Below are 18,055 nucleotides of genomic sequence, written 5' to 3'. Positions count from 1 at the left end.
GCTACGAATGTTCTCGCGCTACAGAAAGCCCGAGCCCGGCACCGTCCAGCCCGCGACGCCGCCAGAGCCCCGGCCCGAGGCACCGCCGCCGCCTGCCGCGGCCATGCACCCGACCCTCCCCGCCCAGCCCGCGCCCAGCGAAAAGGACCGCAAGCGCAAGGAACGCCTGGGCGAGCTGAAATCCGAACTGCACAAACAGCTTCTGGAAAGCCTGAACCTCGCCGCGCTGGAACATGCCGAGGAAAAGGAGCTGCGCGCCGAGATCCAGGCCATCGCCTCCGAGGCGCTCGAGGAAATGGGCGTCGTCCTGAACAAGGACGACCGCACCCAGCTCTATCAGGAGCTGTTCGACGAGGTGACCGGGCTGGGCCCGCTGGAGCCGCTTTTGAAGGACGAAAGCGTCAACGACATCCTGGTGAACGGCCCCAAGCAGATCTTCGTCGAACGCGCGGGCAAGCTGCAACTGACCGACATCGCCTTTCGCGACGAAAAGCACCTGCTTCGGATCATCGACAAGATCGTCTCGGCAGTGGGGCGGCGAGTCGATGAATCGAACCCTTATGTCGACGCGCGGCTTGCCGACGGCTCGCGTTTCAACGCGATGGTGCCGCCCATTGCCGTCGATGGCAGCCTGGTCTCGATCCGGAAGTTCAAGAAAGACAAGCTTGGCATCGACGATCTGGTCACGTTCGGCGCCTTCACCGAAGAGATGGCCGCCTATCTGCAGGCGGCGGTCGCGACCCGGCTGAATATCATCGTCTCGGGCGGCACCGGGTCAGGCAAGACCACGACGCTGAACGCGCTGTCGTCCTTCATCGACAATTCCGAACGGATCCTGACCATTGAGGACACCGCCGAGCTGCAGCTGCAGCAGACCCATGTCGGCCGGATGGAAAGCCGCCCCCCCAATGTCGAGGGCAAGGGCGCGGTCAGCCAGCGCGACTGTCTGAAGAACGCGCTTCGGATGCGGCCCGACCGCATCATCGTCGGCGAGACCCGCGGCGACGAGGTGATCGACATGCTGCAGGCGATGAATACCGGACATGACGGGTCGATGACCACGATCCACGCCAACAACGCCCGCGACGCGGTCAGCCGTCTGGAAAACATGATCGCCATGGCCGGGATCGAGATGCCGCTGAAGGCGGTGCGCGCCCAAATCGCCTCGGCCGTCAACCTGATCGTGCAGGCCAGCCGCCTGCAGGACGGCTCGCGCCGCATGGTCTCGATCACCGAGGTGACCGGGATGGAGGGCGAGGTGATCTCGATGCAGGAAGTGTTCCGCTACGAACGGCTCGGGCTCGATTCCAGCGGCAAGATCATCGGCCGCTTTACCGCGACGGGCGTGCGCAGCGCCTTTTCGGAGCGGTTCCGGCAATGGGGCTACGACCTGCCCGCCAGCATCTTCGAACCGGTCCGGGGGAAATAGCCCATGCAGATCGGCGCGGAACCCCTGATCTACGGATTGATCTTCCTCTCGGTGCTGGCGCTGGTCGAGGGGCTCTATCTGACCGTCTTCGGCAAGTCGATCAGCCTGAACGCCCGGGTCAACCGGCGGCTCGAGATGCTGGAAAAGGGCGTCGACCGGGAAAAGGTCCTGGAACAGCTCCGCAAGGAGATGACCCAGCACATGCGCGCCCGCGGCATCCCGCTTTACTCGATTCTGGCCGAGCGGGCGCAGAAGGCCAATATCGCCTTCACGCCCGTGCAGCTGATCGGGGTCATGGTGGTGCTGTCGGGCGTGGCCTTTCTGGGTCTGACACTGGGCACCGGGGCCGTGCTTCCGGTGCGCGTGCTGGCCTCGATCGGGATCGGCATCGGCGGGGTCTATACCTGGGTCAACGGCAAGGCCAAGAAGCGGCTCGGCCTGATCGAGGAACAGTTGCCCGACGCGGTCGAACTGATGGTGCGCTCGCTGCGCGTGGGCCATCCCTTCATCTCGGCCATCAACATCGTCGCCCAGGAGGTGCCCGACCCGCTGGGATCGGAATTCGGCGTCATCGCGGACGAGGCCGCCTATGGCCGCGATGTCAGCGAGGCGCTGAAGGATCTGGCCGAACGGGTCGACATGCAGGACCTGCGCTTTCTCGCGGTCGCGGTGACGATCCAGCAGCAATCGGGCGGCAACCTGGCCGAGGTGCTGGCGGGTCTCGCCGCGGTGATCCGCTCGCGCTTCAAGCTCTTCCGCCGCGTCAAGGCGATCACCGCCGAGGCGAAATGGTCGGGCATGTTCCTGTCGGGCTTTCCGATCGCCGCGATCCTGATGATCTCGGTGCTGAAGCCCGACTATTACGACGATGTCAAGGAAACCGCCGCCTTCATCCCGGCCGCCATCGCCGTGGCCGTGTTTCTCGTCGTGAACGTGATCTTCATGCGCATCATGGTCAACATCAAGGTCTGAGGGCAGGGCCATGGATTTCGTCGCTTACGTCGCCGGCTGGATCACCGACCGTTTCGGGCCGCTCGGGCCGCTGATCGCGGTGGGCCTGCTGGGCGTGGGGCTGATCGCGCTGTCGCTGCCGGTCTTCCTCACGCGACGCACCGACCCTCTCGACAAGCTCAAGCGTCAGGTCCGCGAGGCCGAATCCGCAACCGTCCGCGACCAGCAGGCGCCCCTGCGCCAGGTGTCGCGCGCCGACAAGCTCGACCGCTTTTCGACGTTCCTCGAACCCCAGGACGAAAAGGAACTCTCGGCCGCACGGCTGAAGCTGTTGCGGGCGGGCTACCGGTCGAAATCGGCGGTGCGGGTGTTCCACTTCGCGCAGTTCACGCTGGGGCTTCTGTTTCTGGCAGGCGGTCTGATCTATTCGGTCCTGCTGAACGCGGGCGGCGAGGTCGACACGACAAGGATCGTCCTGTCGGTGATCGTGCCGGGCGCCATCGGGTATTACCTGCCGAAATACTGGGTCGAACGCCGGGTGCAGACCCGCCAGGAAGAAATCGTCAACGGCTTTCCCGACAGTCTCGACATGATGCTGGTCTGCGTCGAGGCGGGGCAATCGCTCGACCAATCGATCCTCCGGGTCGCGCGCGAGATGCGGGCGGGCTTTCCCGACCTGGCCTCGGAATACGAAATCGTCTCGAACGAGATGAAGGCCGGCAAGGACCGGGTGCAGGTGCTGCGCGACATGTCCGAACGCTGCGGCGTCACCGACATTTCGTCCTTCGTCACGGTGCTGATCCAGTCGGCGACCTTCGGCACCTCGATCGCCGAGGCGCTGCGGGTCTTCTCGGCCGAAATGCGTGACAAACGCGTCATGCGCGCCGAGGAAAAGGCGAACAAGTTGCCGACCAAGCTGACTTTGGGCACGATGATGTTCACGGTTCCGCCGTTGCTCATCATCCTGATCGGCCCATCGGTCTATGCGATCTACGACACGCTCAACAACGCCAAGTTCTGACCTTCTGCGCTGTTGCGGGCTGGCGCTCGCCCTGGTCTGCGCGGGCTGCGCCCCCTCGGACCGGCTCTCGCCCGCCTATCGGGGCCTGCCCGCCCCGCCCGGCGCCCCGCATCTTGACGAGGCGGTCGACGGGCTGGTCGTCGGCCACCGCCTGATGGCCGCGGGCGAATACGAACTGGCGCTGAAGGCCTATTTCCGCGCCGCGGCAAAGCAGGGGCTGACCGCCGATGTCCTGTCGGCGATCGGGTCGGCCAATCTGAGGCTCGGGCGGCTCGGTCAGGCCGAAACCCAGCTGCGCCGCGCCATTGCCGAGGACGAACGCTTCGTGCCCGCCTGGAACAATCTGGGCGTCGTGCTGATGGAAAAGGGCGAGGCCGGCGAGGCCCGGCGGGTGTTCGAGACCGCTTTCGCGCTCGACAGCGGCGGCTCTGACGACATTCGCCGCAATTTGCGGCTCGCTATCGCTAAAACCGAAAATCGCGATTATGATTCGGCACCGAACGAAGGGAACAACTTCGACCTGGTGCGGCGCGGCGAGGGCAGATACCTGCTTCTGGCCACGCCCTGAGGACAGAGCAGCCGAAAGGACGCCGCGATGCGCCATCCCGTTCTGGCCCCGATCTGCGCCGCCCTGGCGCTGTCGGTCGCGGCCTGCCAGAAACCCGGCGATACCGATGTCGACCGCGCGGTGCAGGACGTGCTGGCGAGCGACGAAAACAGCCTCAACGACATCATGATGACGGTGGCCGATCCCGACGAGGCGATCCGCTATTTCCGGCGGCTGCTGGACGAAGACCCCGACAAGCTGGCCGCCCGGCGCGGGCTGGCGCAGTCGCTGATCCGGGCCAGGCGCCCGACCGAGGCCGTCGCCGCCTGGGCCGAGGTGGTGCGCCACCCCGAGGCCGGGAACGCGGACCGGGTGAACTACGCCGATGCGCTGATCCGGGTCGGCGACTGGGGCAAGGCCGAGGCCGAGCTCGACAGGGTCCCGCCCACCTTCGAGACCTATCAGCGCTACCGGCTCGAGGCGATGGTGGCCGACAGCAACCGCGAATGGGCCAAGGCCGACAGTTTCTACGAGACCGCCGCCGGGCTGACCACCAAACCCGCCGGGGTCTACAACAACTGGGGTTATTCCAAGCTGACGCGGGGCGATTACCGGGGCGCCGAGCGGCTTTTCGTCGATGCCCTGACCTATGACCCCAAGTTGTTTACGGCCAAGAACAATCTGGTGCTGGCCCGGGGCGCGCAGCGCAAATACGACCTGCCGGTGATCGAGATGACCCAGACCGAGCGGGCGCAGCTTTACCACACGCTGGCGCTGACCGCGATCAAGCAGGGCGACGTTGCCATCGGCAAGGGCCTGCTGGAAGAGGCCATCGAGACCCATCCCCAGCATTTCGAGGCCGCCGTCCAGGCCCTGCGCGCGCTCGAGGCGCGGGGCTAGGCCGGGCCCATGACCGAGGCGCTCTGGTTTCTGCCCGTCGCGACCCCCATCGCGCTTTGGGCTGCGCTCAGCGATCTTCGGACCATGACCATTCCGAACCGCGCGGTGCTGGCGCTGGTCGCGGTCTATGCGCTGGTCGGGCTCGCGGTGCTGCCGCTGGACGCCTGGGCCTGGCGCTGGCTGCATCTGGCGGTGGTGCTGACGCTCGGTTTCGGGCTGAACCAGATGGGCGCGGTGGGCGCGGGCGATGCCAAGTTCGCCGCCGCGATGGCCCCCCTGGTTGCGCCGGGCGATATTGGCGCCTTTCTCTTCCTGCTGGCTGCGGCGATCCCGGTGGCCTTCGCCGCGCATCGTCTGGCCCGGCGGATCCCGGGCCTTCGGCGCGCCCTGCCCGGCTGGGCTTCGTGGGAGGCACGCGATTTTCCCATGGGGTTCGCGCTTGGCCCGGCCTTGATCCTTTATCTGGCGTTGGCCGCGGGCGGCGCGATGCCCAGCACGATGTAGTCGCGGGTCCGGCGCAGTTCGGTCAGATCGTAACCGCCCGCCTCGATGGTCGCGAGGATACGACGCCGTGCGCCGATATCGCCCGCGCATTGCGGCACCAGCAAAAGCTCGGCTCCCTCAATCCCGGGCAGCCCGCCGTAATACCAGGGCGCCCCGCCTTCGAGCCGCCCCACCCCGCCGAACAGCCAGTAGGTGCTGAGGATATCGGCAACAAAGGCCGGATGACCCGCGAAGCCCGCCGCCGCGAGGTCTTCCGAGATCGCGCGATACCAGCCGACAAGCCCGTTCGTGATGATGCAGTCCTCAAGCGCGCTGCCGCGAAAGACAACCGGCTCGGGACCGGGATCGCCCCACCATTCGGGCCGTTCGAGCTCGAGAGCGCGAGGGCTGCGGGTCTCGACCTGGTATGCGCGCTTGGCGGGCATCCAGAGGCCCTGATCGCCGGGCAAAAGCGCAACCGCCTCGGTTTCGGCCGCGAGGACGTTGCGAACCGGGCTCTCGAAAAGGGAAAAGAAGATGGGCGCGGCCAGCACCAGCGCCGACCAGCCGACCGCCATCAGCCCGCGGGGGGGCGGGGTTCCTGGCCGCCGCAACGCCAGCGCCACGATGCCCAGAAGAAACAGCCAGACCGGGGCGTTGCCATGGTTCTGGTAGGTCACATAGGCAAGGCCCGGCGCCGCCGTCAGCAACAGCAGACCCTCCCGACGCCAGCCGCCGCGCCGGGCAAGGATCACTGCCACGAGATAAAGCAGCGTGCCGGCCACGGTCGGTGCCCCGCCGATCACCGTCAGGAACGGATCGCCGGGATAGGGGCGTATGTCGGTGCGGGCAACCTCCAGCAGATCGGCCAGATAGGCTGGCCAGAGCCCTGGCCCGGCCACCAGCGTGAGCCCGCCGAAGATCGCCAGAGCCGCCGCCAGCGCGGTCGCCAATGCGCGGCCGTCGCGGCGCAGCGCCAGCGCCAGAAGGGCGACCGGTGCGCAGGCCAGCAGGTAGGTGGCCTTGATCAGCGCAAGCGCCGCAAGCCCCAGCCCCAGCACAAGCCCGTCGGCCAGTTGCTGCCCCGGGCCGGACCCGCGCGGCGGCAGGATGGCAATCGCGAGCACGACGAAGGCGATGGCCCAGCCCCAGCGGTTGTAATGCATCGAGAGCGAGATCCAGGGCTCCGGTCCCCCGGAGGCCAGGGCCACGGCCAGCCCCATGACGCCCGCCCCGAAGAGCCAGGCCCAGCCCCGGTCGAGCCGGCTGAGCCCGACCCAGAGCGCGCCGGGCAGCAGGACCGCGCCAACCAGCGCCTGCGCCCAGATCACGGCGAGCCCCAGCGGCAGGCCTAGGGCGGCCAGCGCCGCGATGGGGGCATAGGCCAGAACGCCCAGCGGCGTGACGAAATCGAGATGCGGCCATTCGCCGTCGACCTCGCGCCGGACGATGTCGGCCAGATGCAGCAGATCGCCCTCGTGATTGGAGATATGCAGACCGCCCTTGGCCAGCCCCAGCGCCGTGGCCAGCGCAAGGATCGCCGCCATCAGTCCCGCCGGACCTGCGGGGAACGGTCCCTTCATGTGCCAACCTCCGACTTGCGGCCCCTTTCTGGCCGAGACGGCTGAACGAAAGGTTGCAATCCCCGCAATTGTCGCGAAAACTCGGCTCTTTGCCCCAGAATTGCCCGAAACACGCGGCAGTCTCGGCCCCGATACCGCAGTCAGCCCTGGACCCGCGATGAACATGCAAGCCTCGACGGTCTTCGGGCCGCCCGCCCCACGTGCTCTGGCCGAGATGCAGCTGCCGATGGTGATGATGCGCGACATCCTGCTGAAGACGATCTTCCGCAAGAATGTCGATGTGGTGACCGAGATCGCCCGGGCGATCTGCCTGCCGGTGCCGGTCGCGCAGGAACTGGTCGATCTCGCCCGCGGCCAGAAGCTGCTGGAGGCGACCGGGACGCTCCATGCCAATTCGGGCGGCGAGATGGGCTATCAGCTGACCGAGGCGGGCAAGGCGCGCGCGCTCGACGCGCTGACCCAGTCGGAATATTACGGCGCGATGCCGGTGCCGCTGGAGGTCTATGCCGAACAGGTCCGCCGCCAGTCGATCCGCAACATCCAGATCACCCGCAGCCAGCTGACCGGGGCGATGGGCCATCTGATCCTGCCGGATTCGCTGCTCGACCATCTGGGTCCGGCGGTCAGCGCCGGCCGGTCGATCCTGATGTATGGCCCGCCCGGAAACGGGAAATCCTCGATCTCGAACGGCATACGCGACGCGCTTGGCGACCGGATCTACATTCCGCGCGCCATCGAATATGCCGGTCAGGTGATCACCGTCTACGACCCCATCGTGCATACCGCCGCCGAGGAACAGGAAGACGACCCGACCGCGCTGCGCCGGGCCGCGGGCCGCACCGACACGCGCTATGTGCTGTGCCGCCGCCCCACCGTCATCACCGGGGGCGAGCTGTCGCTGTCGATGCTCGATCTCGTCTACAACCCCACCGCGCGCACCTATCAGGCGCCGCTGCAGCTGAAGGCCACCGGCGGCGTCTTCATCGTCGACGATCTCGGGCGCCAGGCCGAACCGCCGCAGGCGCTGATCAACCGCTGGATCGTGCCGCTGGAGGAAAGCCGAGACATCCTCGCGCTGCAATCGGGCGAGAAGTTCGAAGTGCCCTTCGACACTCTGGTGATCTTCTCGACCAACTTCCACCCGAACGAGATCTTCGACCGCGCCGCGCTGCGCCGGATCTTCTTCAAGATCAAGGTCGACGGCCCCTGCCAGGAGGATTTCCTGAAGATCTTCGCCCTCGTCGCCCGCAAGAAGAAGATGCCCATCGACGAGGACACGCTGATCTACCTGCTCAGGGAAAAATACCCGACCATCGACAATGTCTATGCCAACTATCAGCCGGTCTTCCTGATCGACCAGATGATCGCCATCTGCGAGTTCGAGGGGATTCCCAGCCAGATGAGCCCCGAGCTGATCGACCGCGCCTGGGCAAACATGTTTGTCCGCGAAGAGACCATCGTGCACTAAACCTCCGGCTGCCGCGTCCGCAGGCAAAGCGCCATTTTTTGACCACAAGGTCTGCTTTCGGGCTTTCCGTCCCCCGAATCTTTTCGTTAGGCTTGCCGGGTAAGTCAGACCCCCTGACCCGTCAATCCCGGAGACATTCGTGGATCCCAAGACCCTGCCCGCCGTTTTCGACGGCCATAACGACGTTCTTCTCAGACTTTATCGCGCCGGCGGACCGGCGGCCGCCGAAACCTTCCTGACCGGGGATGCGGGCCATATCGACCTGCCCAAGGCCCGCGCGGGCGGGCTCGGCGGCGGTTTCTTCGCGGTCTATGTGCCCTCCGAGGGCGGCGAGGACAATGAAGAGGCGATGGCGCAGGACAGCTACGACTTGCCCCTGCCCCCGCCCGAACCGCAGGACCACGCGCTGACCGTTGCCATGGCACAGATCGCAACGCTGGAGCGGCTGGAAGAGCTGGGCGCGCTGAAGATCTGCCGCAGCGCCGCGGAAATCCATATCTCGATGGTCGAACACAAGCTGGCGGCCATCCTGCACATGGAAGGCGCCGAGGCCATCGACCCCGAGCTGATCACGCTTGACGTTCTGCACGGCGCGGGGCTGCGTTCGCTCGGTCCGGTCTGGAGCCGGCCCACCATCTTCGGCGAGGGCGTACCGTTCCGATTTCCCTCGGACGGCGATACCGGCGGCGGGCTGACCGATCTGGGCGTGGCGCTGGTCCGGCGCTGCAATGCGCTGAGGATCATGCTCGATCTGTCGCACATGACCATGGCGGGCTTCTGGGACGTCGCCAAACACTCGGATGCGCCGCTGGTCGCGACCCATTCGAACGCCCATGCGATCTGCCCCCATGCCCGCAACCTGACCGACGCCCAGCTCGAGGCCATCGCCGCCAGCGACGGCATGGTCGGGTTGAACTTTGCGACCGCCTTTCTCAGGCCCGACGGGCGCATGATCGATACCGGTCTTGACGACATGCTGCGCCATCTCGACCATCTGCTGGGCAAGCTCGGCGAGACTCGCGTGGGGCTCGGGTCGGATTTCGACGGGGCGATGATCCCGTCCGCGATCGGGTCGGCCGCGGGGCTGCCCGCATTGCGCGCCGCGATGACGGCCCATGGCTACGGTCCTGAGCTGATCGAACGGATCTGCCATGGCAACTGGCTGAGGGTGCTGGAGAAAACCTGGGGCCACTGACGGGCAAGACCGGCGCAACGACGCCGGAAGACGACATAAAAACAGACCAACAGAGAGGACGACCAAGATGAACGCTTTTGCAAGGCTGATGTCGGGCGCCGCGCTGGCCGCGACGCTCGCGGGCGTGGCGCCTGCGCTTTGGGCCGAAACGCCCGCGAACATGCTGGTGGTGGCCAACCGGATCGACGACATCACCACGCTCGACCCGGCCGAGACCTTCGAATTCGCGGGCGGCGACGTGCTGCGCAACGTCTACGGGCGGCTGGTGAACTTCGATCCGCTGGATTTCGAGGCCGGCTATCAGCCCGACCTCGCCGAAAGCTGGGAGGTCAGCGAGGACGGCCGCACCATCACCTTCACCATGCGCGAGGGTGTCAGCTTCGTCTCGGGCAACCCGGTGACGGCCGAGGATGCCGAATTCTCGCTGCGCCGCGCGGTTCTGCTGAACCTCACGCCGTCGTTCATCCTGACCCAGTTCGGCTTTACCCCCGAGAATATCGAGGAAACCATCAAGGCCGACGGCAACAAGCTGGTCATCACCACCGACAAGGCCTATGCGACCTCCTTCGTGCTGAACTGCCTGACCGCGACCATCGGCTCGATCGTCGACAAGACGACAGTGATGGCGCATGAGGTCGACGGCGACATGGGCCACGACTGGCTCAAGACCAATTCGGCGGGCTCGGGCGCCTACAGCCTCGTGGCCTGGAAACCGAACGAATCCGTGACCCTGAAGGCCAATCCAGACTTCTATCAGGGCACGCCCGCGATGCAGCGCGTGATCGTGCGCCATATCGCCGAAAGCGCGACCCAGCGGCTGCTGCTGGAACGCGGCGATGTCGATGTCGCGCGCAACCTCAACCCCGAGGACGTGCAGGGCATCACCGGCGCCGAGGGCATCAAGATCCAGGAAGAGCTGAAAGGCTACCTGATGTATGCCTCGTTCAACCAGAAGATCCCCGAGCTGACAAAGCCCGAGGTGCTGGAGGCATTCAAGTATCTCGTCGATTACGACGGCATGGTGAACAGCTTCCTCAAGGGGCAGTGGACCGTCCAGCAGAACTTCCTGCCCCAGTCCTATCTGGGTGCCGTGAAGGACAACCCCTTCTCGCTCGATGTCGAGAAGGCCAAGGCGCTGCTGGCCGAGGCGGGGGTCGACGGGCTGGAACTGACCATCGGCGTGCGCGATGTGCAGGAGCGTCTGGAGATCGCCCAGTCGATGCAGAACACCTTTGCCCAGGCCGGGGTCAAGCTGAACATCGAGGTCGGCACCGGCAAGCAGGTGCTGGCCAAGTACCGCGCCCGCGATCTGGACGTCTATCTGGGCACCTGGGGGCCGGACTATGCCGACCCGCAGACCAATGCCTCGACCTTCGCCTATAACCCCGACAATTCGGACGAGGCGCAGAATGGCGGCATTCTGGCCTGGCGCAATTCCTGGGATGCGGGCGGGCTGACCGAGATGACCGAGGCCGCGGTGGCCGAGCGCGACACCGCCAAGCGCGCCGAGATGTATCACGAGATCCAGGCCAGGTTCCGCGAAATCTCGCCCTTCGCCATCATGTTCCAGAACATCGAGCAGGACGGCGTGCGCGAGAATGTGCAGAACTTCACCACCGGGCTGGCGGTCAGCGATGCCAGCTACTGGAAAGTGACCAAGTAACGTGTCGGCAACCGGCAAGGCACAGGAAGGGCGCGCCCGCGCGCCTTTCCCTCCCCGCTGGGTGAAACGGACGGGCGTGACGCTGGGGTCGATCGCGATCACCATGCTGGGCTTGCTGTTCGTCACCTTCCTGATCGGCCGCGTGATGCCCATCGACCCGGTGCTGGCGATCGTCGGCGAACGCGCCAGCCCCGAGGTCTATAACCGGGTCTATCAGGAACTCGGGCTGGACCGGCCGCTGCTGGTGCAGTTCTGGTTCTATCTGCAGGACGTCTTCCGGGGCGATTTCGGCACCTCGCTGCTGACCGCGCGGCCCGTATCCGAAGACATCGCCCGGGTCTTTCCCGCGACGCTGGAACTGGCGACGCTGGGCACGCTGATGGGCGTGCTGCTGGGCGTGCCGCTGGGCGTGCTGGCCGCCGTCCGGCGCGGGTCCTGGATCGACCAGATCGCGCGCGTGGTGGCGCTGGTGGGCTATTCGATGCCGATCTTCTGGCTCGGGCTCATGGGGCTTCTGATCTTCTACGGCATTCTCGGCTGGGTCGGCGGGCCGGGGCGGCTGTCGATCTTCTATGACGGCATGATCGAGCCCGTGACCGGCATGATCCTGATCGACAGCGCGCTGGCGGGCGACGGAACGGTCTTTCGCGACGCGCTCAGCCATATCGTGCTGCCGGCCTCGCTGCTGGGCTATTACAGCCTCGCCTATATCAGCCGCATGACCCGCTCCTTCATGCTGGAACAGATGTCGGCCGAATATGTCACCACCGCCCGCGTCAAGGGCCTGAGCGAACGCGCGGTGATCTGGGGCCATGCCTTCCGCAACATCCGGGTGCAGCTGATCACGGTGATCGCGCTCAGCTATGCCGGTCTTCTGGAAGGCTCGGTGCTGACCGAGATCATCTTTTCGTGGCCGGGCATCGGGTCCTACATCACCAACGCCCTGCTGTCCGCCGACATGAGCGCGGTCCTGGGCGGCACCGTGGTGGTGGGGCTCGCCTTCGTGCTGCTGAACGTCTTTTCCGACCTGCTTTACAAGGTCTTCGATCCGAGGGCGAAATGACCGAGATGACCGGACTTCGCGCCTGGCTTCTGACCGACACGCCGCAGTCGCGGGGACAGGCCCGGCTGGCGAACCTCTATCACGGCTGGCTGGCCTTCCGCCGCAACCCGATGGCGATGTTCGGGCTGGCGATCCTGATCGCGCTGCTGGCGATTGCCGCGCTCGCGCCCTGGATCGCGCCGCATGACCCGTTCTATCAGGACCTCACCGCCCGGCTGCAGCCGCTGGGCACGCCCGGCCATCCGCTGGGCACGGATTCGCTGGGGCGCGACATCCTCTCGCGGCTGATCTACGGCTCGCGGATCACGCTTTACATCGTCACGCTGGTCGCGCTGATCGCGCCGCTGGCGGGGCTGATCGTCGGCACCGTCTCGGGCTATCTCGGCGGCTGGGTCGACATGGTGCTGATGCGGATCACCGACATCTTCCTGGCCTTCCCGCGGCTGGTGCTGGCGCTGGCTTTCGTCGCCGCGCTGGGCGCAGGCATCGAGAACGCGGTGCTGGCCATCGCCCTGACCGCCTGGCCGCCCTATGCCCGGATCGCCCGGGCCGAGACGCTGACCCTTCGGAACGCCGATTTCATCAGCGCCGTCCGCTTGCATGGTGCCGGTCCGATCCGGATCATCACCCGGCATATCTGGCCGCTCTGCATCTCGTCGCTGATCGTGCGGGTGACGCTTGACATGGCGGGGATCATCCTCGCCGCAGCCGGGCTTGGGTTCCTCGGGCTCGGCGCCCAGCCGCCCAGCCCCGAATGGGGTGCGATGATTTCCGAGGGCCGCCGCTTCATCCTCGATCACTGGTGGGTCGCCACCATGCCGGGGCTGGCGATCTTCACCGTGTCGCTGGCCTTCAACCTGCTGGGCGACGGCCTGCGCGACGTGCTCGATCCGAAGGGAGAGAAATGACCCCCCTGCTCGAAGTCGAGGACCTCTGGGTCCGGTTTCCGACCCGCACCGGGATACTGGACGCGGTGCGCGGCGTCTCGTTCACGCTTGGCCGCGAGCGGCTGGGCATCGTCGGCGAAAGCGGGTCGGGCAAGTCGATGACCGGCCGGTCGATCCTGAGGCTGATCCGGCCGCCGGGACAGGTCACCGCCGCGCATATCCGGCTTGATGGCGAAGACCTGATGCAGAAATCGGAGGCCCAGATGCGCCAGGTGCGCGGCGAGCGGATCTCGATGGTGATGCAGGACCCGAAATTCTCGCTGAACCCGGTGATGAGCGTGGGCGATCAGCTGATCGAGGCCTGGCGCGTCCACAAGAAGGGCAGCCGGTCCGAGGCACGCGAGCGCGCGCTCGACATGCTGGAGGCCGTCTCGATCCGCGACCCGGAACGGGTGATGCGCGCCCATCCCCATGAGCTGTCGGGCGGCATGGGCCAGCGGATCATGATCGCGATGATGCTGATCCCCGACCCCGAACTGCTGATCGCGGACGAACCGACCTCGGCGCTCGATGTCTCGGTTCAGGCACAGGTGTTGCAGATCATGGACCGGCTGGTGCAGGATCGCGGCATGGGGCTGATCTTCATCAGCCACGACCTGAACCTGGTGGCCGATTTCTGCGACCGGGTGCTGATCATGTATGCCGGCCGCGTGGTCGAGACCTGCGAGGCCGACAAGCTGCACGAGGCGAAGCACCCCTATACGCGAGGGCTTCTGAACTCGCTGCCCCGGCTCGATGCGCCGCAAAAGCGGCTCGAGGTGCTGCGCCGCGATCCCTCCTGGGCCGAGGCCCCGTCGGTGAGGCCGTCATGAGCGCGCTTTTCTTCGACGATGTGAGCGTCTGGTTCGGCGAGGGCCGCGACCGGGTCGATGCCGTCCGGCACGCGAACTTTCGCGTCGGCCATGGCGAAAGCTTCGGGCTGGTCGGCGAAAGCGGCTCGGGCAAGTCGACGATCATGCGCGCGCTGACGGGGCTCGCGCCCGACTGGTCGGGACGGATGGCGGTGAACGGCAATCCGGTCCGCTCGGGCCACCGCCGCGACCGCAACTTCTACAAGAGCGTCCAGATGGTCTTTCAGGACCCCTATGCCTCGCTCCATCCGCGCCAGTCGGTCGATCAGGTGCTGTCCGAAACCCTGCACCTGCACGGGTTTCGCGATATCGAACCGCGCATCGTGCGGCTGCTCGACGATGTGGGCCTCGGCTCGGCCTTCCGCTTCCGCTATCCGCACCAGCTGTCGGGCGGCCAGCGCCAGCGCGTGGCCATCGCCCGGGCGCTGGCCCCCGAACCCTCGATCCTGCTCCTCGACGAGCCCACCTCGGCGCTTGACGTGTCGGTCCAGGCCGAGATCCTGAACCTGCTGACCGACCTGCGGGCCGAACACAAGCTGACCTTCCTGATGGTCTCGCACGATCTCGCGGTGGTCGCCCATGTGTGCGAACGCATCGCGGTGATGCAGGCCGGAGAGATCGTCGAGGTGATGGGCGTGGACGAAATGCGGGCGCTGACGCCGGCGCATCCCTACACCCGCAAGCTTCTTCAGGCCTCGCTTGGCTATACCCGGGGTTGACCCGGGATTACCCCCCGTGCGCCCCGGCTTCGCCTGAATTTCGCTCGAACTTTACGAGAAACGTCAGCGATCGCCGGAGCGCTGGCATACCCTATCTTAACGTCGCGACAGCTAGTGCTCTGAACTGGAAACCCTCCGGTACCGGAACACGACATGCGTCTTGCCTTTGCCGTCGCACTTGCCGCGGGCCTCCTTGGGCCAGCCACCTCTCTCCTTGCCGATTCCGGATCCGACCGGTCGGTCGTCCGCTTCGCCCAGGTCGCGGCCCTTGAAGGGCCGGCCGGGGCACTGGGCCAGGGCATGCGCCTCGGCCTGCTGGCCGCCTTCGAGGAAGCCAACCGGGCCGGCGGGGTGAATGGCCGCAGGATCCAGATGGACAGTTTCGACGACGGCTACGAACCCACCCGCTCGGCCACCGAGGTCGAGAAGGTGCTTGCCGACGACCGCTACCTTGCTCTGGTCGGCCAGGTCGGCACCCCCACCGCCAAGGCGACGCTGCCGGTCGCGGCCGCGGCCGGGATGCCGATGATCGGCCCGCTGACCGGGACCGATTTCCTGCGCGCGCCCTGGGTCAGCAACGTGGCCAACATCCGCGCCAGCTACGACACCGAAACCGAAGCCTGGATCGCCTATCTGGTCGATGCGCTCGGCAAGGACCGGATCGCGGTCCTTTATCAGGATGACGGGTTTGGCCAGTCCGGACTGGAAGGGGTGCGCCGCGCGCTGCAAAAGCGCGGGCTGACCCCGGTCGCCGAAGCAAACTACACGCGCAACACCCTGGCGGTGAAGGTCGGGCTTCTGAACATCCGCAAGGCCAATCCCGACGCGGTGGTGATGGTCGCCGCCTACAAGCCGGTCGCCGAATTCGTCCGCGTCGGACGCAAGCTCGGCTTCACACCGCAGATCGTCAACATCTCTTTCGTCGGCTCGCGCGCGCTCAGCGAGGAACTGGGCCCCGCCGGAGAAGGCATCATCGTCAGCCAGGTCGTGCCCCTCCCGGGCGACAGCTCGGTGCCGGTCGTGGCCGAGTACCAGGCCGCGCTGAAAGCCGTCGATGCCGAGGCCGCGCCCGAATTCGTCTCGCTCGAGGGCTATCTGGCCGGGCGGGTCGCGCTGAAGGCTCTTGAAAAGGCCGGTCCCTTCCCGACCCGCGCCAAGGTGCTGGCCGCGCTCGATCAGTTGGGAGACATCGATCTCGGCGGCCTGCATCTTGTCTTTGGCCCGGGCGACAATCAGGGGCTCGACCAGGTCTTCCTGACCCGGATCTCGGCCGATGGCGCGTTCGAGCCCGTCGAGATCCCTGCCCCGGGCTCCAGGCCGGCCGCCGGGTCGGCCGCCGAGACGGCCCTTGAGCCGAAATCCTGATCCTGCGGGCGGCCCCGCGGCCGCCCGGTATACAAGGACCACGTCACGCCCCGGAGGGCTGCCATGCTGAAGTTCGTTTCGACGGTGTTCGGTAGTATCGCGCTGAAATTCGCGTCCGCCCTCGTTCTGATGGGGGCAATGACCGCCGCCGCCATCGTGATCTCGACGATGGTCTTCGACTCGCTGTCAGCGCAGATCGACAAGCTCGTCTCCGATGACCTGCCCGGCATCCGGGACAGCGTCACGGTCATCGAGCATACCGGGGACATCCGCGACTCGCTTTCGGAAATGCTGATGGCCCGCAATATCGAAGGCGTCGAAACCGGGTTCAAGGATTTCGGAGGCGAAAGCAAAGATATGCTTGCGGCCGTCAACGCTCTTTCTCCGGAGGACCGCAAGGCCTTCCTGCCGATGCTGGTGGCCCTGGCCGACAAGGCGCAACAGATGCGGAAGGCGCTGGAGCGGCGCTTCGCGAGCCAGACGCTCTTGCAGAACCAGCTGTCCGAATTCGGGGCGCAGGTGGGCGAGATCCAGGAAGCGCTGTCGACCATGACCGAGGATGCCGTCTATGACATGAACCTCGCGGGCGACCAGACCATCGAAAGCGTGTCCGATACGCTCGACACGCTGGTCCATTCCGACTTCAACTCGACAGCGCTGATCCTGCAGGCCCGGGCCGAGATCAATCTGCTTTCCGGCGTCGCCCTGGCCTTGGCCCGGCAGGAAGATCCCGCGCTGGCCGCGATCCTGCGCGATCTGGCAACGGCCAGCCTGCGCAAGCTGGAAGGGCTGCTTTCCGATCTCGACGCGGCGGGCACGATCCCGGACTACCTGCCGATCCTGACCGAAACCCGGGCCGCCTTTGCCAGTTCGGCCAATGCCGGATTCCGGGCCCGCGCGGGCTATACCGAAGAGGTCATGCGGCTTCGCGACGCCAGCAATATCGCGCTCAGCTCGGCCATCGACGACCTGACCTTCAAGTTGATGATCGGCGCCGAGGATACCGCCGTCTTCAACCGCGAGGCCATCCACCGGCTGCTGAGCAACGAGGTGCAGCAAATCCGCGACGCGTCCGATGTCGACCTCGCGGTAAAGACGCTGATCGCCTCTGCCTATCTCGGCGCCACCGCCAAGGATTCGGCCGAGGCCGATGCCGCGCAAGACCAGATCCTCGCCGCACGCGATGCGCTGACCGATCTGGCCGGGCGGGTCTATCTGAACAGCGGCCTCCAGACCATGATCGACGGAATCGTCGCCTTCGCCGACCCGGAAACCGGCGTGGTGGCGAACCGCCGCGCCTGGCTTGCCGCGCAGCGGGAGGCCGAGGACGCCTCGCGCGACGCCTACGATCGCCTCCGCGACATCGCCTCGGTCGCCAGCAAACAGGGGACGACCGCCATCGCCGCCGTCGGCGACATCGGCGCCGCCATCCTGGCCGAGGCAGGCGACGCAAAGGACCGCCTCAAGCTCGTGACGGTCGGCAGCGTCGCGATCTTCATTGCCGCGCCGATCCTGACCTGGCTTCTGATCATCTGGCCGATGGCGCGGCTGGTCCGCGTCACCGGCCGCCTCGCCCGCGGGGAACTGGCCGAGGTCAAGGGCTTCGGGATCTTCGGGGGAGAAATCGCGGGCATGGCCGCGTCGCTCCTCGTCTTCCGCGAAGGCCTGGCCGAACGCGAGCGCATGCAGCAGGCCGAACGCGCGGCGGAACAAGAGCGGCAGGCCCGCGCCGCCGAACAGCAGGCGGTCGTTTCGAAGCTTGCCAGCGCGCTTCAGGCGCTGTCTGGCGGCGATCTGACGAGCCGGATCGACGAACGGTTCGCGGAGGATTACGAGCGGCTGCGGAGCGATTTCAACGCGACGGTCGATA

Annotated in this window: 16 protein-coding genes; 15 read left to right on the top strand and 1 reads right to left on the bottom strand. The window is 66.4% G+C overall.

Annotated features, from left to right (window positions below; genetic code table 11):
- Positions 1 to 7: 7 nt before the first annotated feature.
- From BYZ73_RS15870 to BYZ73_RS15845, 6 genes are read left to right on the top strand one after another with little or no spacing between them, the layout of a single operon-like run.
- On the top strand, positions 8 to 1,429 hold the full coding sequence (locus tag BYZ73_RS15870; RefSeq protein WP_112316691.1) for a TadA family conjugal transfer-associated ATPase: 1,422 nt from the start codon (positions 8 to 10) through the stop codon (positions 1,427 to 1,429).
- A 3-nt stretch (positions 1,430 to 1,432) separates the two neighbouring features.
- On the top strand, positions 1,433 to 2,401 hold the full coding sequence (locus BYZ73_RS15865) for a type II secretion system F family protein (protein WP_112316690.1): 969 nt from the start codon (positions 1,433 to 1,435) through the stop codon (positions 2,399 to 2,401).
- A gap of 10 nt (positions 2,402 to 2,411) precedes the next feature.
- Positions 2,412 to 3,401: a type II secretion system F family protein gene (locus BYZ73_RS15860; RefSeq protein ID WP_112316689.1), complete on the top strand. Its 990-nt coding sequence runs from the start codon at positions 2,412 to 2,414 to the stop codon at positions 3,399 to 3,401.
- A complete protein-coding gene (locus tag BYZ73_RS15855) occupies positions 3,364 to 3,969 on the top strand; it encodes a tetratricopeptide repeat protein (RefSeq protein WP_112316688.1) in 606 nt (201 codons plus the stop codon). Before BYZ73_RS15860 ends, BYZ73_RS15855 begins: the two co-directional genes overlap by 38 nt.
- A 27-nt stretch (positions 3,970 to 3,996) precedes the next feature.
- Complete coding sequence (locus BYZ73_RS15850; RefSeq protein ID WP_112316687.1) at positions 3,997 to 4,848, top strand: tetratricopeptide repeat protein; 852 nt, start codon at positions 3,997 to 3,999, stop codon at positions 4,846 to 4,848.
- A 9-nt stretch (positions 4,849 to 4,857) separates the two neighbouring features.
- Positions 4,858 to 5,352 carry a prepilin peptidase gene (locus tag BYZ73_RS15845; RefSeq protein ID WP_112316686.1) on the top strand — a complete coding sequence of 165 codons (495 nt, stop codon included), beginning with the start codon at positions 4,858 to 4,860 and terminating at the stop codon, positions 5,350 to 5,352.
- Here BYZ73_RS15845 and BYZ73_RS15840 read toward each other — a convergent pair.
- On the bottom strand, positions 5,307 to 6,914 hold the full coding sequence (locus tag BYZ73_RS15840; RefSeq protein ID WP_146746318.1) for a hypothetical protein: 1,608 nt from the start codon (positions 6,912 to 6,914) through the stop codon (positions 5,307 to 5,309). The genes BYZ73_RS15845 and BYZ73_RS15840 overlap by 46 nt on opposite strands.
- A 157-nt stretch (positions 6,915 to 7,071) precedes the next feature.
- On the opposite strand from BYZ73_RS15840, the gene BYZ73_RS15835 reads away from it, so the two are divergent.
- From BYZ73_RS15835 to BYZ73_RS15795, 9 genes are all read left to right on the top strand, one after another.
- Positions 7,072 to 8,382, top strand: coding sequence for an ATPase (locus tag BYZ73_RS15835; protein ID WP_112316684.1), 1,311 nt, complete (start codon positions 7,072 to 7,074; stop codon positions 8,380 to 8,382).
- 139 nt (positions 8,383 to 8,521) lie between these two features.
- Positions 8,522 to 9,577, top strand: coding sequence for a dipeptidase (locus BYZ73_RS15830; RefSeq protein ID WP_112316683.1), 1,056 nt, complete (start codon positions 8,522 to 8,524; stop codon positions 9,575 to 9,577).
- 67 nt (positions 9,578 to 9,644) lie between these two features.
- Entirely contained in the window at positions 9,645 to 11,240 is a 1,596-nt protein-coding gene (locus tag BYZ73_RS15825; protein ID WP_112316682.1) for an ABC transporter substrate-binding protein, read from the top strand.
- Positions 11,241 to 11,301: 61 nt separating this feature from the next.
- Positions 11,302 to 12,303 carry an ABC transporter permease gene (locus BYZ73_RS15820; protein ID WP_425451093.1) on the top strand — a complete coding sequence of 334 codons (1,002 nt, stop codon included), beginning with the start codon at positions 11,302 to 11,304 and terminating at the stop codon, positions 12,301 to 12,303.
- Entirely contained in the window at positions 12,300 to 13,211 is a 912-nt protein-coding gene (locus BYZ73_RS15815; RefSeq protein ID WP_112316681.1) for an ABC transporter permease, read from the top strand. The genes BYZ73_RS15820 and BYZ73_RS15815 overlap by 4 nt, the downstream gene beginning before the upstream one ends.
- Positions 13,208 to 14,062 (top strand): ABC transporter ATP-binding protein, encoded by an 855-nt coding sequence (locus BYZ73_RS15810; protein ID WP_112316680.1) that lies wholly within the window; start codon positions 13,208 to 13,210, stop codon positions 14,060 to 14,062. Before BYZ73_RS15815 ends, BYZ73_RS15810 begins: the two co-directional genes overlap by 4 nt.
- Positions 14,059 to 14,820 (top strand): ABC transporter ATP-binding protein, encoded by a 762-nt coding sequence (locus BYZ73_RS15805; protein ID WP_112316679.1) that lies wholly within the window; start codon positions 14,059 to 14,061, stop codon positions 14,818 to 14,820. The genes BYZ73_RS15810 and BYZ73_RS15805 overlap by 4 nt, the downstream gene beginning before the upstream one ends.
- Before the next feature lie 153 nt (positions 14,821 to 14,973).
- Positions 14,974 to 16,185 carry an ABC transporter substrate-binding protein gene (locus tag BYZ73_RS15800; RefSeq protein WP_112316678.1) on the top strand — a complete coding sequence of 404 codons (1,212 nt, stop codon included), beginning with the start codon at positions 14,974 to 14,976 and terminating at the stop codon, positions 16,183 to 16,185.
- A 63-nt stretch (positions 16,186 to 16,248) separates the two neighbouring features.
- On the top strand, positions 16,249 to 18,055 hold a 1,807-nt coding region (locus BYZ73_RS15795; protein WP_146746317.1), incomplete at its 3' end, for a hypothetical protein.

Source organism: Rhodovulum viride, assembly GCF_003265965.1.
Classification (GTDB): Bacteria; Pseudomonadota; Alphaproteobacteria; order Rhodobacterales; family Rhodobacteraceae; genus Rhodovulum; species Rhodovulum kholense.
Note: the sequence above shows the minus strand (reverse complement) of the source record. Positions and strands in the feature narration are given on the sequence as shown.

Excerpts from the sequence above, each read along its gene's own strand:
- BYZ73_RS15800 (WP_112316678.1), top strand. The coding sequence starts at position 14,974 with ATGCGTCTTGCCTTTGCCGTCGCACTTGCCGCGGGCCTCCTTGGGCCA.
- BYZ73_RS15845 (WP_112316686.1), top strand. The coding sequence starts at position 4,858 with ATGACCGAGGCGCTCTGGTTTCTGCCCGTCGCGACCCCCATCGCGCTT.
- BYZ73_RS15870 (WP_112316691.1), top strand. The coding sequence starts at position 8 with ATGTTCTCGCGCTACAGAAAGCCCGAGCCCGGCACCGTCCAGCCCGCG.
- BYZ73_RS15865 (WP_112316690.1), top strand. The coding sequence starts at position 1,433 with ATGCAGATCGGCGCGGAACCCCTGATCTACGGATTGATCTTCCTCTCG.
- BYZ73_RS15840 (WP_146746318.1), bottom strand. The coding sequence starts at position 6,914 with ATGAAGGGACCGTTCCCCGCAGGTCCGGCGGGACTGATGGCGGCGATC.
- BYZ73_RS15825 (WP_112316682.1), top strand. The coding sequence starts at position 9,645 with ATGAACGCTTTTGCAAGGCTGATGTCGGGCGCCGCGCTGGCCGCGACG.
- BYZ73_RS15855 (WP_112316688.1), top strand. The coding sequence starts at position 3,364 with ATGCGATCTACGACACGCTCAACAACGCCAAGTTCTGACCTTCTGCGC.
- BYZ73_RS15815 (WP_112316681.1), top strand. The coding sequence starts at position 12,300 with ATGACCGAGATGACCGGACTTCGCGCCTGGCTTCTGACCGACACGCCG.
- BYZ73_RS15805 (WP_112316679.1), top strand. The coding sequence starts at position 14,059 with ATGAGCGCGCTTTTCTTCGACGATGTGAGCGTCTGGTTCGGCGAGGGC.
- BYZ73_RS15860 (WP_112316689.1), top strand. The coding sequence starts at position 2,412 with ATGGATTTCGTCGCTTACGTCGCCGGCTGGATCACCGACCGTTTCGGG.
- BYZ73_RS15850 (WP_112316687.1), top strand. The coding sequence starts at position 3,997 with ATGCGCCATCCCGTTCTGGCCCCGATCTGCGCCGCCCTGGCGCTGTCG.
- BYZ73_RS15810 (WP_112316680.1), top strand. The coding sequence starts at position 13,208 with ATGACCCCCCTGCTCGAAGTCGAGGACCTCTGGGTCCGGTTTCCGACC.
- BYZ73_RS15835 (WP_112316684.1), top strand. The coding sequence starts at position 7,072 with ATGAACATGCAAGCCTCGACGGTCTTCGGGCCGCCCGCCCCACGTGCT.